The sequence below is a fragment of the Pseudidiomarina marina genome (assembly GCF_003987045.1).
Lineage (GTDB): Bacteria > Pseudomonadota > Gammaproteobacteria > Enterobacterales > Alteromonadaceae > Pseudidiomarina > Pseudidiomarina marina.
In genome coordinates, this window is sequence record NZ_PIPZ01000002.1 from 128,764 (window position 1) to 145,171 (window position 16,408).

13 protein-coding genes are annotated in these 16,408 nt (G+C 49.3%); 2 read left to right on the forward strand and 11 right to left on the reverse strand.

Translation table 11 applies throughout. The features are described 5' to 3' along the window. Positions 1–52: 52 nt before the first annotated feature. The gene (locus CWI76_RS06240) at positions 53–310 is read left to right on the forward strand and encodes a type II toxin-antitoxin system Phd/YefM family antitoxin (protein ID WP_126759501.1); all 258 of its coding nucleotides are present in this window, start codon (positions 53–55) and stop codon (positions 308–310) included. Beyond that, complete coding sequence (locus CWI76_RS06245; protein ID WP_126759502.1) at positions 298–600, forward strand: type II toxin-antitoxin system RelE/ParE family toxin; 303 nt, start codon at positions 298–300, stop codon at positions 598–600. Before CWI76_RS06240 ends, CWI76_RS06245 begins: the two co-directional genes overlap by 13 nt. On the opposite strand, the gene CWI76_RS06250 is transcribed toward CWI76_RS06245, so the two are convergent. The 11 genes from CWI76_RS06250 to ampD form a co-directional block, all read right to left on the reverse strand. Beyond that, complete coding sequence (locus CWI76_RS06250) at positions 571–3,708, reverse strand: efflux RND transporter permease subunit (protein WP_126759503.1); 3,138 nt, start codon at positions 3,706–3,708, stop codon at positions 571–573. The genes CWI76_RS06245 and CWI76_RS06250 overlap by 30 nt on opposite strands. Then, positions 3,689–4,918 (reverse strand): efflux RND transporter periplasmic adaptor subunit, encoded by a 1,230-nt coding sequence (locus CWI76_RS06255; RefSeq protein ID WP_126759504.1) that lies wholly within the window; start codon positions 4,916–4,918, stop codon positions 3,689–3,691. Before CWI76_RS06255 ends, CWI76_RS06250 begins: the two co-directional genes overlap by 20 nt. A gap of 66 nt (positions 4,919–4,984) precedes the next feature. Continuing rightward, a complete protein-coding gene (locus tag CWI76_RS06260; protein WP_126759505.1) occupies positions 4,985–5,344 on the reverse strand; it encodes a hypothetical protein in 360 nt (119 codons plus the stop codon). Between the two features lie 106 nt (positions 5,345–5,450). Further along, on the reverse strand, positions 5,451–7,523 hold the full coding sequence (locus CWI76_RS06265; RefSeq protein ID WP_126759506.1) for a M13 family metallopeptidase: 2,073 nt from the start codon (positions 7,521–7,523) through the stop codon (positions 5,451–5,453). 15 nt (positions 7,524–7,538) lie between these two features. After that, positions 7,539–7,823: an encapsulin-associated ferritin-like protein gene (locus CWI76_RS06270; protein WP_126759507.1), complete on the reverse strand. Its 285-nt coding sequence runs from the start codon at positions 7,821–7,823 to the stop codon at positions 7,539–7,541. A gap of 377 nt (positions 7,824–8,200) precedes the next feature. Continuing rightward, entirely contained in the window at positions 8,201–9,625 is a 1,425-nt protein-coding gene (gene lpdA, locus CWI76_RS06275) for a dihydrolipoyl dehydrogenase (RefSeq protein ID WP_126759508.1), read from the reverse strand. 69 nt (positions 9,626–9,694) lie between these two features. After that, a complete protein-coding gene (aceF, locus tag CWI76_RS06280) occupies positions 9,695–11,461 on the reverse strand; it encodes a dihydrolipoyllysine-residue acetyltransferase (protein WP_126759509.1) in 1,767 nt (588 codons plus the stop codon). A gap of 21 nt (positions 11,462–11,482) precedes the next feature. Beyond that, positions 11,483–14,152 carry a pyruvate dehydrogenase (acetyl-transferring), homodimeric type gene (gene aceE / locus CWI76_RS06285; protein ID WP_126759510.1) on the reverse strand — a complete coding sequence of 890 codons (2,670 nt, stop codon included), beginning with the start codon at positions 14,150–14,152 and terminating at the stop codon, positions 11,483–11,485. 10 nt (positions 14,153–14,162) lie between these two features. After that, positions 14,163–14,918, reverse strand: a complete 756-nt coding sequence (pdhR, locus tag CWI76_RS06290; protein ID WP_126759511.1) for a pyruvate dehydrogenase complex transcriptional repressor PdhR — start codon at positions 14,916–14,918, stop codon at positions 14,163–14,165. Between the two features lie 152 nt (positions 14,919–15,070). Beyond that, positions 15,071–15,853: a regulatory signaling modulator protein AmpE gene (gene ampE / locus CWI76_RS06295; RefSeq protein WP_126759512.1), complete on the reverse strand. Its 783-nt coding sequence runs from the start codon at positions 15,851–15,853 to the stop codon at positions 15,071–15,073. Positions 15,854–15,855: 2 nt separating this feature from the next. Beyond that, entirely contained in the window at positions 15,856–16,404 is a 549-nt protein-coding gene (ampD, locus tag CWI76_RS06300) for a 1,6-anhydro-N-acetylmuramyl-L-alanine amidase AmpD (protein WP_126759513.1), read from the reverse strand. Positions 16,405–16,408: the final 4 nt, after the last annotated feature.

The following is a 16,408-nucleotide window of genomic DNA, read 5'->3' on the forward strand; positions in this document are numbered from 1 at the left end:
TAAATAAAGTGATACTATAGTGATACTTTATGACGACTAATGAGAGTGTGTTGTGAAAGTTGAACTGGTTACTAACTTGAAACGCCAAGCCACCAAAATTCTTGCCGAATTACATGAAACCAAGGAACCCGTGTTGATCACTGAGCATGGACAACCTTCGGCTTATCTGGTGGATGTGCAAGATTACGAATTTTCGCAACGCCGTTTAAGACTTCTCGAAGGGTTGGCTCGCGGTGAACTCGATATACTTGAGGGACGAACGTTAACCCAAGACGAGGCGGAGAATGAACTTAAACAATGGCTGAAGTGATTTGGACACAGTCCGCACTTGCCGATACACATGCCATCGCTAGCTACATTGCTTTAGATAACCCGTCTGCAGCTGCCGCACTCATAGAAAAGAAACTCTCAAGCTGTCGACAGTTAGAGCAACTCCCGCAACGCGGTCGAATTCCACCCGAACTACAGAGCTCGGTTTATCGTGAATTAGTGATCCCGCCGTGCCGCATTTTTTATAAATGCGAGCAACAGCGGGTTGTCATTGTGCACGTGATGCGCGACGAGCAACAGCTACGTCTGTTTATGCTCGGCGCGAGCTAACGTATAACGGTGGTAGAGCCAATAGACGGCTGGTATAACAAATAGGCTCAATAACGGTGCTGCGACCATGCCACCGATCATCGGTGCGGCGATGCGCTGCATCACTTCGCTACCGGTACCGTGAGTTAGCATAATCGGCAACAAGCCGGCGATGATAGTGATCACTGTCATGGCCTTCGGCCGCACTCGTTGTACCGCCCCTTCTATAATGGCATCGTGTAAGCCTTGTTCGGATCGCGAATTACTATCATGCCATGCATTGTTCAGATACAACAGCATCACCACGCCGAATTCGGCGGCTACACCAGCCAACGCAATCATCCCGACAACGACAGCAATCGATAAGTTGTAACCAAGCAGCCAAATAAACCAGAGGCTACCCGCCAACGCCAGTGGTAACGTCGCCATAATCAACACCGCTTGTTTGAATGAGCGGAAGGTTAAGTACAGCAAAATTAGAATAACCGCGAGAGTGACTGGCACCACCTCTTTAAGCTTAGCCTGCACGCGCTCTATCGATTCATACTGCCCGGACCAACTCACGCTATAACGTGGCGGCAGTTGGTACTCACTGACAATTGGTTGCGCCGCGGCTAAAACGTCACCGACGGCAACGCCATCTGCTACATCAACAAAAATCCAGCCGGTCGGGCGCGCATTTTCACTGCGAATCATGGCCGGTCCCTCGGTCACCTCAACCGTTGCAACTTGCTCAAGTGTAACCCAAGCCCCATCTGTACTTACCAATGGCAAAGCTTTCAGGCGTTCGACATGATCTCGCTCAGCACGTGGATAACGCAGTGTGATTGGATAACGCTCGGTGCCTTCAACAGTTTCAGCAATGGTTGCCCCACCAATGCCAAATTGAATTGCCGTTTGAATGTCAGCCTGACTTAAACCGTAACGCGCCGCACGCGCAAGATCAGGACGAATTTCAATGTAGCGACCACTTGCTGGACGCTCAGCGAAAACGGATTTAATCCCCTCGACATTTTGCAGACGCTGTTCCAGATCCGCACCAATTCGCTGAATTTCACTTAACTCAGGCCCTGCAATTTTTAACCCGAGCGGCGTTTTCAATCCAGTTGAAAGCATATCAATGCGTGTTTTGATCGGTTGTACCCACGCATTAGTGATACCCGGAACGCGCACCGTCGCATCAAGTTCTGCAATAATATCGTGAATCGTAATCCCTTCACGCCATTCGCTTTGTGGCTTCAATTGAATAGTGGTTTCGAGCATCGTTAAAGGTGCCGGATCGGTTGCTGTTTCAGCACGACCGGTTTTACCAAACACGGTATCCACCTCAGGAACTTGCTTAATGAGTCGGTCGGTTTGTTGCAGTAGCTTGCCCACAGCCGCAGGGCTGATGCCCGGCATCGTGGTTGGCATATAGAGCAAATCGCCTTCTTGCATGGTCGGCATAAACTCGCTGCCAAGCTTACTGTAAGGGTAGTAAGCACTTACTGCAGCAAGAACTGCAAGGACGATTGTAACGCGCGGCCAGTTCAATACCACGTTCAATAACGGTCGGTACATTGCAACCATGATACGAGTAAGCGGGTTGCGCTGCTCACTAATTATTTTACCGCGGACGAAGTAACCCATCAGAACCGGAACAAGCGTAATGGACAACAATGCGGCAGCCGCCATCGCGAACGTTTTAGTGTAAGCAAGCGGTGCGAATAAACGCCCTTCTTGCTGCTCTAACGCGAAGACAGGTACAAAACTCAAGGTAATAATCAGCAGTGATAGGAATAGCGCTGGCCCCACTTCTGCTGTTGCTTTTGCCATCACCTGCCAATGCTCAGCACCTCGCGGTTCGTCGCCGTGTTGTTCGCGGTAACGTTCTAGATGCTTGTGAGCGTTCTCCACCATAACAATCGCCGCGTCCACTAACGCGCCAATAGCAATAGCAATTCCACCTAAACTCATAATGTTGGCGTTGATACCGAGCCAGCGCATCACCACAAAACTAATCAATACAGCCAAAGGCAAGGTAATGATGGCAACCAACGCTGAGCGCATGTGCAATAGAAACAGCACGGTGACTAATGCGACAAATGCCATTTCTTCAATCAGTTTATTAGTTAAGTTATCCACCGCCCGCTCAATAAGCTGTGAGCGATCGTACACAGGTGTGATTTCAACGCCTTCAGGAAGCCCCTGCTGCAGGGTTTTCAGCTTATCGCGTACACGTTCAATGGTGGCTAGCGCGTTCTCGCCATGACGCATCACGACAATACCGCCAACCACTTCACCTTCACCATTAAATTCCGCGATACCACGGCGGCTCAGTGGTCCACGACGCACGGTCGCCACGTCATCAAGAGTAACTGCATTGCCGGCAGCGCTACGCACATTCAACGGCAACTGCCGCAAATCTTCCAATGACTGAATATAGCCGGTGCCGCGCACCATAAACTCAGCTTCAGCCATTTCCACAATGCCGCCACCGACTTCTTGATTGGCTGTCTGAATAGTCTGTCGAACATCGCTGATGGTTAAGCCATAGGTTTGCAGGCGCTGTGGTTCAATGACCACCTGATAAGCCTGCACCATGCCACCTACTGTGGCGATTTCTGATACGCCACTCACGCTTTGAAGCTCTTGCTTTAAGAACCAATTTTGTAAACTGGTCAATTGCCCAAGATCATGCTTGCCGGTGCGGTCGGTAAGGACATACTGAAATACCCAACCCACGCCGCTGGCATCTGGCCCTAACTCTGGCGTCACGCCTGTTGGTAACTGCTCTTGTGCTTGGCTCAAATATTCGAGTACACGGCTACGCGCCCAGTAAATATCGGTGCCGTCTTCAAACAAAATATATAAGTAGGAATCACCGAAAAACGAATATCCACGCACTTCTGAAGCGCCCGGCACTGCGAGCATCACGTTAGCCAACGGCCACGTTACTTGTTCTTCTACCAATTGAGGGGCTTGGCCCGGATAACTGGTTTTAACAATCACTTGAACATCCGAGAGATCAGGAATCGCATCTAGCGGTGTCGTGGTCATTGCACGCCAACCGAACCAAGCAGCGAGCACTGCCGCAATGATAACTAATACGCGGTTGCGAAGTGAGGCATTAATGATGTGCGTGAGCATCAGTTGCCTCCTGTTCGCCGGTAGCTCGGCTATTTAACAACGTTGCCTCTGAATCAAGTAAAAACTGGCCTGAAACAACCACTTGTTCGCCTTCTTCGAGTCCATGCAAGATTTCTGCTTGCTCACCAATGACGAGACCAACGTGCACGTCACGTTGCTCAAAGGTATTGTCGTTGGTTTTTACGATGACGCGATTGTTTGAGCCCGTCACAATTAAACTGCTCAGCGGCACAGTTAACGCATCGCGCTTAGGCCCACCATAAAGTTCTACTTGTGCTTGCATTCCTACCAATAAATTACTGCCGACTCGGCTGTTTGGTAATTTAATACGTACACGTTGGGTGCGAGCTTGTGCGTCGAGCGACGGATAGATGTATTCAATTTCGGTTTCATAACCGTCTAAGTTAGCTTGTGGCAGGGTCACATCAACCGGTGCGCCGACGCTCAGCCAATCACTGTATCGCTCAGGAACATCGGCTATCAGCCAAAAACTCTCGTCGCCTGTTAAGGTCAGCATGGATAGACCGGGTTCAACATACATGCCATCGACCACGTTCAATTCAGTAACCACCCCAGCTTGCGGTGCATAAACGGGTACCCGGTACATAATTTCACGGGTTTTCTCAATTTCTTTGATTAACTGAGGTGCAAAGCCAAGCAACTCAAGACGAAGCTTGGCGTCTCGAATTAGCCGCGCGTTACTGGTGCCATTGGCAAGCGCCTGCAATAAGTCTTGCTGCGCAACAACTAAGTCACGACTATAAATATCATAGAGTCGATCGCCTTGTTTCACCGATGAGCCTTCGCTTCGTACATACAATTCTTCGATCCACCCAGCGGCACGGGCATGCACATGATGACGCGCATTATCGTTCCACGCCACTTGCGCTATGGTTGGATAGTAACGCCACAGTGTGTCGTATTGCACGGTTGTGGTACGGATAGCTAAGTTTTGCTGCATCGAGCCGCTGACTTGTACCGTTTTTTCCTCTTGGCGCTGACGCGGTTCTAGATCCATGCCACAAATTGGGCACGAGCCTGGCTCGTCACTCACAATATGACTATGCATTGGGCACACATACTCTGTGCGCTTTTCAGTTGGTTCAGCTTGATCGCTGTGATTATGTTGTAGTTCGAACTCTTGTGTATGCCCTTGTGGCACAACAAAAACCAAACATAGTAACGCGGTAAGCAAACGTAAAATTGTCATAAAAAGACCTGCCAAAGTTAAAATTAAAACGCGCAAGCTACGTTGCTTGCGTTAGAACAGTTTTAATTAGGCAGACATTGGGGGGCGCAACTGGCCTTCTTGACGCGACAATGGCACCGCTTGCAGATTTGGCCACTGTTCATAGATAGTCATGTTGGGTTCTACCTGCATGGTGGCAATGAGACCACTAGCAGAAGAACTACAATGGTGTTGGCAGTCGCCACAGCTATTGTCACACTCAAAGTGAACATTAGCTGTTGCTTGCGCCGGTTCGGTATCACAGCAATCATGATTGGCATGCATATCCGTCATGTCGTGCGATTGTGCGTGGTGAGACATTGATTGTTCTGATGGTACCGACATGACCTCTCCGGCTTGCCCCGCGAACGGCGCTAGCAATAGGCTTACGATAATCATCAGTTTCATCAATGTTTGCATGGTAGATAGTATAAACCCACTTCTGGGTGAAATGCCAGAAGTGGGTTTAATTAGATTGCTAAGAGCTGTTACCAGCTTTTATTACCAAATTCTATTACCAGATAGTAACGCGCTCTTCCGGCGGCAAGTAAAGCTTGTCGCCTGGCTTCACATCAAAGGCTTCGTAGAACGCTGGAATGTTTACTACGGTACCGTTGACACGATAGTCTGCAGTAGAATGCGGCCCACGAACCACTTGGTTGCGAACGAATTCATCACGCATCTTAGTGCGCCATACTTGCGCCCAACCTAAGAACACACGCTGCTCACCAGTGTACCCGTCCATGACTGGCGCTTCTTGGCCATTCAATGAATTTTGATAGGCACGATAAGCGATAGTTAAACCAGCTAAGTCACCAATGTTTTCACCCAGGGTTAATTTGCCCTGCAAGAAAGCATCTGGAATAACTTCATACTTGTCGGTTTGCGCAGCAAGCTTATTACCACGCTCATCAAACGCAGCACGGTCAGCATCAGTCCACCAGCTGCTCAGGTTACCGTCGCCGTCGTATTTTGACCCTTGGTCATCAAAACCATGGCCTAATTCGTGTCCGATTACAGCGCCGATACCACCGTAGTTCACAGCGTCTTCAGCTTCCATATCAAAGAATGGCGGCTGCAAAATACCCGCTGGAAATACAATTTCATTCCGCACTGGGCTGTAGTATGCGTTCACGGTTTGTGGTGTCATACCCCAGTCTTCATCTTTCACTGGCTGACCAATTTTGCTCACTTCTTCTTGATAATCAAACGCATATGAACGCTTGTAGTTACCAACCAAATCGTCAGCTGCCACGACTAAATCGGAGTAATCACGCCATTCGCTCGGGTAGCCAATGAACGGAGTAAACTTGCTTAGTTTTTCGAGTGCTTTTTCTTTGGTTTCGTCAGACATCCACTCGAGATCTTTGATTGATTCGCCGTAAGCAACAATTAAATTATCAACCAATTCTTCCATGCGTGCTTTGGCTGCTGGTGGGAAGTATTCAGCCACGAAAAGCTGACCTAAAACTTCGCCCAAAGCGCCATCTGTTGCACGCACGCCACGCTTCCAACGCGGCTCTTGTTCTGGGGTACCGTTCAGCACGGTGCCGTAGAACGCAAAACGGCGATCATTGATTTCTTCAGTCAATGCCGTTGCGTAACGTTCAACGGTTTTCAACGTCATGTAGTGTTTCCACGTTTCAACGTTAACATCGTCAAACATGTCGCCAAATGCTTCGAAATAGCTTGGCTGACGAATAATAATTTCTTCGGCAACGTCAACGCCTGTCAGTGCTGCGTAGCTGTCGAAATCAAAACTATCCATGGCCTTCGCTAAATCAGCTTTGGTCATTTTGTTGTATGTTTTGTCGGCGTTGCGGCTCTCAATACGTGTCCAATGCGCTTCGGCAATTTTCGTTTCGAGGGCTAGAATTGCATCGGCGGCTTCGGCTGCCTCGGCATAATCAACAAGACCTAGAATATCGCTGATGTATTCTTGGTATTTCGCACGAATCTCAACGTACTTTTCGTCGTCACTCAGATAGTACTCACGATCGGGTAAACCAATACCAGACTGCGACATATAAATAGCGTTAACGTTCGGGTTTTTAGCGTCAGGATAAACATAGAATCCAAACGGTGAGCTCACGCCAAGCTTAGTTAACTCAGCCATGCGCGTGACAACATCCGCATGCGTTGAAACGTCTGCGGTTGCTTGTAAGTCAGCTGCAATTGGCGTGTAACCAAGGCTATTGAGTTTTTCAACATCCATGAAGCTATTGAAGAAGTCGCCAATTTTCTGAGCATTGCTGCCCGCTTCGGCATTGCTTTCTGAGGCTTCTTCAATAATTTTGCGCAAGCGTTCTTGGTTTAATTCAGCCAAATCTAAAAACGAACCGATACGCGACTTATCCGCTGGCATTTCAGTATTCTCATGCCACGTACCATTCACAAACATGAACAGGTCGTCTTGTGGACGCACATCGGTATCAAAGTTTTCAAGTACCAAGCCTGACGTCAGCTGTTGCTGCGGTTGCTCTTGCTTGGCCTGCTGGTTTTGTTGTTCAGTTGATTGTTGCGGTGAGCACGCAGCTACACCTAACGCGAGCGCAACGCTCAGCGCAATGGTACTTACTTTGTTCATAGGTTCCCCGTTTTCTTAATGACCAATCACTTCTTCAGTGAATAGGTATTCTTTTAACTCTTCATCAAACACTTTGTCACGGCGCCGGATCCATTCGAGGGTCATGGCTGCGTGTTCTTTTTCTTCGTCACGATTGTGAATTAAAATTTTCTTTAATTCTTCATCTTCGCAGACGTCAATACGCTGGTTATACCAATCGACTGCTTCTAATTCTTCCATTAATGAAATAATTGCACGGTGCATGTCGCGGGTTTCGTCCGACAACAGCTCGTACGGCTCGTGATATCCTTCGTTGGCCATAAATGCCTCCGTTGTTGCTATCGTGAGATGTCAGTGATTGTTGCAATAACCTTTCTACCATAAGCTATGCGCCATTTGTTCACAACACAAATGCTATGCGAAGTAACGCAATCGGCAGATTTTTTGTCGCAAAATATTTCGTAGCCCGGCGTTTTACGCCGGGTCGTGGCAAAGCCACGGTGAAAATTCAAAAATTACCCACAAAAAAACCCCGTGAGGTGAGTCACGGGGTTTTGGCATTAACAGCGCTGCGCGCTACCCGGCAGTAGCATCGCGATACTGGCCGGCATTCACAGCGCTGCGCGCTACCCGGCGGTAACATCGCGATACTGGCCGGCATTAACAGCGCTGCGCGCTACCCGGCGTAAAACGCCGGGCTACTTTTTCGCTTTTTTGTTCGGGAGGTCGGTGATTGAGCCTTCGAACACTTCTGCGGCCAAGCCGACTGATTCGTGTAGCGTTGGGTGAGCGTGAATGGTGAGCGCGATGTCTTCTGCGTCGCAGCCCATTTCGATAGCCAAGCAGATTTCGCCAAGCAATTCACCCGCGTTTGAACCAACAATGGCACCACCGATGATGCGGTTGTTCTTATCGAACAACAACTTGGTGAAGCCGTCGGTTGCGCCTTGCGCAATCGCACGACCAGAAGCTGACCATGGGAATACCGCGGCTTCGTACTCAACGCCTTGTTCTTTGGCTTCTTTTTCAGTCAAGCCTGCCCACGCCACTTCAGGATCAGTATAAGCAATTGAAGGAATCACTTTCGGATCGAAGAAGTGTTTCTTGCCAGCAATGACTTCGGCAGCCACGTGACCTTCGTGAACAGCTTTGTGCGCTAACATTGGTTGACCAACAATGTCACCGATAGCGAAGATATTCTTCACGTTAGTGCGCATTTGGTTGTCGACTTCAATGAAACCACGATCTGTCACTTTCACGCCGGCATTTTCTGCGCCAAGCTTCTTACCATTTGGTGCGCGACCGACAGCAACCAATACGGCGTCGTATTTCACTGGTTTCTCAGGTGCTTTGTCGCCTTCGAAAGTGACGTGAATGCCGTCTTTCTTGGCTTCAACTTTCGCCGCCTTGGTGTTCAACATGATGTTGTCGAACTTCTTCGAAATTGACTTGGTGAATGCTTTGATGATGTCTTTATCTGCTGGCGGAATCAGTTGCTCGGTCATTTCAACCACGTCAACCGTGGCACCTAACGCGCTGTACACACAACCCATCTCGAGGCCGATGATACCGCCACCTAAGATCAACATGCGGTCTGGAACGAAAGGCAATTCGAGTGCATCGGTTGAATCCCAAATGCGCTCATCGTCGTGCGGCACAAATGGTAGTTTGATCGATTGCGAACCAGCCGCGATGATGGCGTGCTCAAAGTTCACCACAGTTTCGTTGCCGTCTGCGTCTTTCACTTTCAGTTGCTTGTCGCTAGCGAATTCGCCCACGCCATTCACAACTTTCACTTTACGCATTTTCGACATTTGACCTAAGCCACCGGTTAACTGACCGATCACTTTTTCTTTGTGCTTGCGAATTTTGTCGAGGTCGATTTTTGGCTCGCCGAATTCCACGCCTTCAGCACCCATGTGCTTCGCATCTTCAATGTGCTTCGCAAGGTGCAACAAAGCTTTTGAAGGAATACAGCCTACGTTCAAGCACACGCCACCTAAGGTGCTATAGCGCTCAACCAATACGGTTTCTAAACCTAAGTCAGCAGCACGGAATGCTGCAGAGTAACCACCTGGGCCGCCACCGAGAACGACAACTTGGGCCTTCACTTCTTTGCTCATATCAACCTCGTTAGAATTCGGGAAAAACGTTGGGGCTGATTATAACAGCCCCGTGCTCATTTGTTTAATTTATAGAACCAATTTGCGAATATCTGAAAGCACTGCGCTTAAGTACACGCTAAAGCGCGCTGCTACGGCACCATCAATCACGCGGTGGTCATAGCTCAAGCTCAACGGCAACATCAAGCGTGGTTCGAAGTCTTTGCCGTTCCATTTCGGCTTCATTTCGCTCTTCGATACACCCAAAATTGCGACATCTGGCGCATTCACAATTGGCGTAAAGGCCGTACCACCAATGCCGCCAAGGCTAGAAATTGAGAAACAACCGCCTTGCATGTCTTGTGCTTTTAGCTTGCCGTCGCGTGCCTTGGCACTGATTTCAAGCAACTCGTCAGACAATTCGTAGATGCCTTTTTTGTCCACATCACGAATCACTGGGACGACGAGGCCATTTGGCGTATCCACTGCAATACCAATGTGCACGTATTTCTTCATGATGAGGTGCTCGCCATCATCTGCCAGCGACGAGTTAAATACTGGGTACTCGCGCAATGCTTTGGCAACAGCCTTCATGATGAATACCAATGGCGTAATTTTAACGCCGTCTTTCTTCTTCGCTTGCAGCTCGTTTTCTTGCTTACGGAATGCTTCTAGTTCCGTGATATCCGCCTCATCAAATTGCGTAACGTGTGGAATGGTTACCCAGTTGCGATGCAGATTCGGGCCTGAAATTTTCTGAATGCGCGTTAATGGCACCTCTTCAATTTCGCCAAACTTGCTAAAGTCTACTTTCGGAGGCGCAATCACTTGCAAGCCGCCAGCGCCTTGACCGACGCCACTCGAGGCCGTCGCTTTCGGGCGTGACAACTCGTACTTCACGTACTCTTGCACGTCTTCTTTCAAAATCCGCTCTTTGCGACCTGAACCTTTTACTTTGTTCAAATCCACACCGAATTCGTGCGCTAAGCGGCGCACAGCAGGCGATGCGTAAGCCAAGCCTTCGGCTTTCGATTTTTTGTCCAGCGGATGATCAGGGACTGGCGGTTTGCGCTCGCTGCTCTTTTCTTCGCTTTTGGGCTTGCTTTCGTCTGATGAAACGGCAGTTGAAGACGTGTCAGCATTCGCGTCAGCTTCGCTGTCACCCGGCGTGGAACGCCGGGCTACGCCGGTGTCAGACACCGAGCCAGTCGATACTTCGAGCATCACAACGAGTGAGCCTTGTTTGACTTTATCACCAACTTTCACTTCCACCGATTTCACCACGCCTGCTTCTGGGCTTGGTACATCCATGGTTGCTTTGTCAGTTTCAAGCGTGATCAAGCCATCTTCAGCGCTGATTTCGTCACCTTCGCTGACGAGCACCTCAATTACGTCAACTTCACCATCTTCGCCGATGTCTGGGACCGTGACCTCGATGACTTTTTTCTCGCCGGCTGACTTGCCTTTGTTTGCTGGCTTGCCTTCGTCGGCTGATTCAGCTTTGGCTGGTGACTCATCTTGGTCTGCTGAGTCGGTAGATTGGGTGTCAGACCCCGCTTGCGCGGTGTCAGACGCCGGTTCATCTGATGTGTCGGCGTCGGCATCGTCGTCAGAAGACGACGATGCTTCAAACATCGCTAAAAGGTCGCCCTCTTTGATTTTGTCGCCGACTTTTACTTTCAGTTCAGCGACAACACCAGCGAACGGTGCAGGAATATCCATCGACGCTTTGTCGCTCTCGACAGTAATTAGCGAATCTTCTGCTTCAAGGCTATCGCCCTTACTAACTAGTATTTCGATGACTTCTACTTCATCACCGCCCACATCGGGGGCTTTTACTTCTTTTAAATCTGCCATTATTGCCTCCGCTCCCGTTGCTTACGCGTACAGTGGGTTGATTTTGTTGGTATCAATGCCGAAATCTTTAATGGCTTTTTCTACCATTTTGGCATCGATATCGCCCGCTTTCGCCAGCTCGGTCAGCGCAGCAACAACAATGTAGTGCGCGTTCACTTCAAAGTGACGACGTAAGTTTTCACGGCTATCCGAACGACCGAAACCATCTGTACCCAACACGCGATAAGGCGTTGGTACCCACGCACGAATTTGATCTGCGTATTGCTTCATGTAGTCGGTTGCTGCAATGGTTGGGCCTTTCGCTTTGCTTAACAGCTCAGTGACGTACGCAGTTTTCTGCTTTTTGCTAGGATGTAGCATGTTATAACGCTCAACGTCATACCCATCTCGCGCCAACTCGTTAAACGACGTTGCGCTATAAACTTTAGCGGTAATGCCAAAGTCATCCGCCAACAATTTAGCCGCTTCACGCACTTGCTGCAAAATGGTGCCCGAGCCTAGCAACTGCACTTCGCCCTTCGCGCTCTTGGCTTTGTGCGTTTCAAACTCATACAAGCCTTTGAGAATACCTTCTTCCACACCTTCAGGCATTTCTGGTTGTTGGTAGTTCTCGTTCATCACGGTGATGTAATAGAACACATTTTCTTGCTCGCCATACATGCGACGCAAGCCGTCCTGCACAATCACCGCCACTTCGTATCCGTAAGTTGGATCATACGTAATACAGTTTGGCACGGTGTTAAACAAGATGTGGCTGCTGCCGTCTTGGTGCTGCAAACCTTCACCGTTCAGTGTGGTACGACCCGCTGTACCACCGACCAAGAAGCCGCGTGCTTGGCTATCGCCCGCAGCCCACACCAAGTCACCCACCCGTTGGAAACCAAACATAGAGTAATAGATGTAGAACGGAATCATCGGCTCATTATTGGTTGAGTAACTGGTTGCTGCCGCTACCCATGACGCCATTGCGCCCAGCTCGTTGATACCTTCTTGTAGAACTTGGCCTTTTTTATCTTCACGATAGTAAGCCACTTGATCTGAATCTTGTGGTTCATACTTCTGGCCTTGGCTAGAGTAGATACCGACTTGACGGAAAAGGCCTTCCATACCAAAGGTACGTGCTTCGTCCGGAATAATCGGCACAATGCGTTGACCAATTTTCTTATCTTTCAATAATGCGGTTAGTACACGCACAAACGCCATGGTGCTCGAAATTTCGCGCTCGCCAGAGCCTTTGGTCACCGCTTCAAATGCTTTCAACGATGGAATTTCAAGCTCAACCGACGTTTTCGGTAAGCGCTTCGGCATGAAGCCGCCAAGCGACTCACGACGCTCGCGCATGTACTTCATTTCATCGCTATCTTCAGGGAACTTGTAGAACGGAATATCTTCAAGCTCACTGTCTTTAATAGGAATGCTGAAACGATCGCGGAAGTGTTTGATCGCTTCCATATCCATTTTCTTCACCTGGTGGGCAATGTTCTTACCTTCACCAGCGGCACCCATGCCGTAACCTTTGACGGTTTTCGCAAGAATCACCTGCGGGCGACCTTTGGTGTTTACTGCTTTATGATAAGCCGCATACACTTTCATTGGGTCGTGACCACCACGATTTAAGCGCCAGATATCTTCGTCGGTGAGGTTCGCTACCATGGCCTTGGTTTCTTCTGTTTTACCGAAGAAATGCTCACGGGTATACGCGCCACCTTTTGCTTTATAGTTCTGATACTCACCGTCAACGCTGTCTTGCATGATTTGTGCAAGCTTGCCTTCGGTGTCGCGATACAACAATGGATCCCAGTAGCGACCCCAAATTACTTTAATAACTTCCCAGCCTGCGCCTCGGAAGGTACCTTCAAGTTCTTGAATGATTTTACCGTTACCACGTACCGGACCATCCAAACGCTGTAAGTTACAGTTGACGATGAAGGTCAGGTTATCGAGACCTTCGCGCGTTGCTAGGCCAATTGCACCCAAGCTTTCTGGCTCATCGACTTCGCCATCACCTAAGAAGCAGTAAACGCGTTGGTTCGAGCAATCTTTAATGCCACGATCAGTTAAATATTTCAGATAGCGTGCTTGATAGATTGCTTGAATTGGACCTAAGCCCATTGATACCGTTGGGAACTGCCAAAAATCAGGCATCAAATGTGGATGCGGATAAGAAGGTACGCCTTTACCATCAACTTCTTGACGGAAGTTATTCAATTGTTCTTCGCTAATGCGACCTTCCAAGTAGGCTCGCGCATAAATTCCCGGCGACACGTGTCCTTGAACAAACAGGTAGTCGCCACCGTCTTGATCAGTCGGTGCACGGAAGAAATGGTTAAAGCCGACATCGTATAACATGGCCGACGATGCGAAACTTGAAATATGACCGCCAAGCTCGAGTTCTTTCTTCGAACCACGCAATACCATTGCCAAAGCGTTCCAGCGAATCGCCGCACGAATACGCGCTTCAATTGTGCGGTCGCCTGGCATGGTTGGCTCTTGGCTTGCTGGAATGGTGTTCAAGTACGCTGTCGTTGCGTTATATGGCAAGTACGCACCACTGCGGCGCGCTTTCTCAATCAGACTTTCAAGCAAGAAATGGCCACGCTCGGGGCCGTCTTCTTCCAACACGACCTCGAGGGCTTCAAGCCACTCACGCGTTTCTTGCGGGTCGATGTCGTCTTTTAAATGGTCAGTCATACTTCTGTCCTTACCCTTGCTGAGTTCGGCGTAGCGAACGCTGAATTCGTGATTGTTCACGATTCGAGGCGAGCAACGCATGTTCAATATAGGCTAGCAACTGATGACAAGCTTCTCGCGCCTGTTCGGGTTCACCAGCCGTGATGGCAGCAACTATTTGCTGCCGATGTTCATGTAACTGCTGCATGACGCCGGGCTTGTGCGCGAGGTCCTGCAGGTTTTGCTGAATATTTTTCTGCAACAATGGCAGCATACTGCGTACCAAGTGCAATAGGATCACATTGTGCGAGGCTTCGGTAATTCGCAAATTAAACTCGGTCAGTGCCTGCGCCTGTGCGGCAAGCTCCGCGCCGGGGTCTTGCTGTAGCTTCTCAAATGCTGCGTTGATGGCTTCAATATCAGTAGCCGTGCCGCGCATCGCTGCATAATAAGAAGAGATGCCTTCAAGCGCATGACGAAACTCAAGCAAATCAAATTGTGATTCTGGATGTTGCGCCAGTAAGTCTAGCAAAGGTTCGGCAACACGCTCTTGCATGTTATCGCACACGTACGTACCGCCGCCTTGACGTCGCTCAACTAAGCCGCGCGCTTCGAGTTTTTGAATGGCTTCGCGCAAACTTGGGCGTGACACCGAGAACTGTGCCGCGAGATCGCGCTCAGACGGCAACCGCGCTCCTGCTTCGAGCGTGCCGTCGACGATCATGGCTTCGATGCGCTCCATGATGACATCGGAAAGTTTGGTCTGTTGTATGCGCTGGAAAGTCATAGAAAACCCGTTACTGGTTATTCGTTAGTCGTTATTCGTCAGTGGTACTTCGAGTAACGAGCAACCAATAACGAATAACGCTTTTGCTTTTTGGTCATACCAATAGACCAACATTTTAGATCAGTGACGCGAAAAAACCAAACAGATTCCGCTTACAGCCAACCACCAATCGTCAATAACGCCACGAAAACGATATATAACAAGAAGTTACGCTTAACGAGTGCGGTGGTGGTCGGAGCAGTGAGGTCATCGGCAAGCTCAGCAACTTTGGTCAGGGCTATGAAGTTGTTTTGTGGTTTGTTGCCCACTGAGTTCAGCCATGTTGCTGCGGCTTTCGAGAAATTACCCACTAATAAGAAGCCTAAAGTCATTAAGCGTGTTGGTAGCCAATCGATAATTTGATGAACAACTTGCCAACGAGGGCTCTTATTGTGACGCATGTCGCGTAGCGTGGCGTAAACCAGTGCGCCTGCCACGCCTAGCAAGACGAAATAAATCATCACGGCGAAGTAATGGCGTAAGTGTATCCATAAAATAAGGTGTTCAACTGGTGCGGCTTCGTGACGACCTGAAGCCTGCTGCAACAGTTTCAGTTGCTTTGCTTGCTCAGCGCCGTCTTCATCATGTTCTGCTTGCAAGTAAGCTTTGTATGCTGCGCGAGCAGCTGGTGCTTGAATGGCGCTAAGTAAACCTGCGGTGCTTACTACAAAGGTCAATAAGACGTTATCGAGCAGCAGTAATACAAAGCCGATCAATAGCGCTGGGATAATTGCCCACAGAACATAACCCAGATCATTCTGGCGCCAGCCTTCAAGTTTGGTGTTGCTTACTTGCCAATGTTGCCAGCGCAGAATAATACGACGCCAGTGCAAATTGCGCGTGATTTCTAGCGTGCGTTCTAATGAATATGCAAGCAATATTGCCAACAAGTACATGCTTATACCCTTTCGCTAACAAGTTGTTTGAAGTAAGCCCAATCAAATGCCGGGCCTGGGTCAGTTTTTCGCACCGGCGCAATATGTTGGTGCCCTACTATACGATGCCGCGTTAACGCTGGGTAGTGTTGCAGCAGATGTTCGACCACTTCAGCTAAGCGCGCATATTGCGCTTTAGTGTAAGGCTGGTCATCGGTTCCCTCAAGTTCAATGCCTATACTAAAGTCGTTGCAACGGCGCCGGCCGCAATAGTTTGAGCGTCCTGCGTGCCAAGCGCGACGATGAAATGGTACGTACTGAAGGAGCTCGCCATCGCGTCTAATTAAACAATGTGCAGAAACGCGCAAGCCTTCGAGTATTTTGAAATCAGGGTGTGCCGTGCTGTCGAGTGTGCCCATAAATAAGTCATCGATATACGGGCCACCGAACTCGCCCGCCGGCAAACTAATACCGTGAACCACCAGTAAACTAATGTCTTCAGGATCCGGTCGCTCATCGGCATGCGGCGATTCGCGCTTGGTTGCTTTCTCTAGCCAGCCGTTGTTAATCATAGAT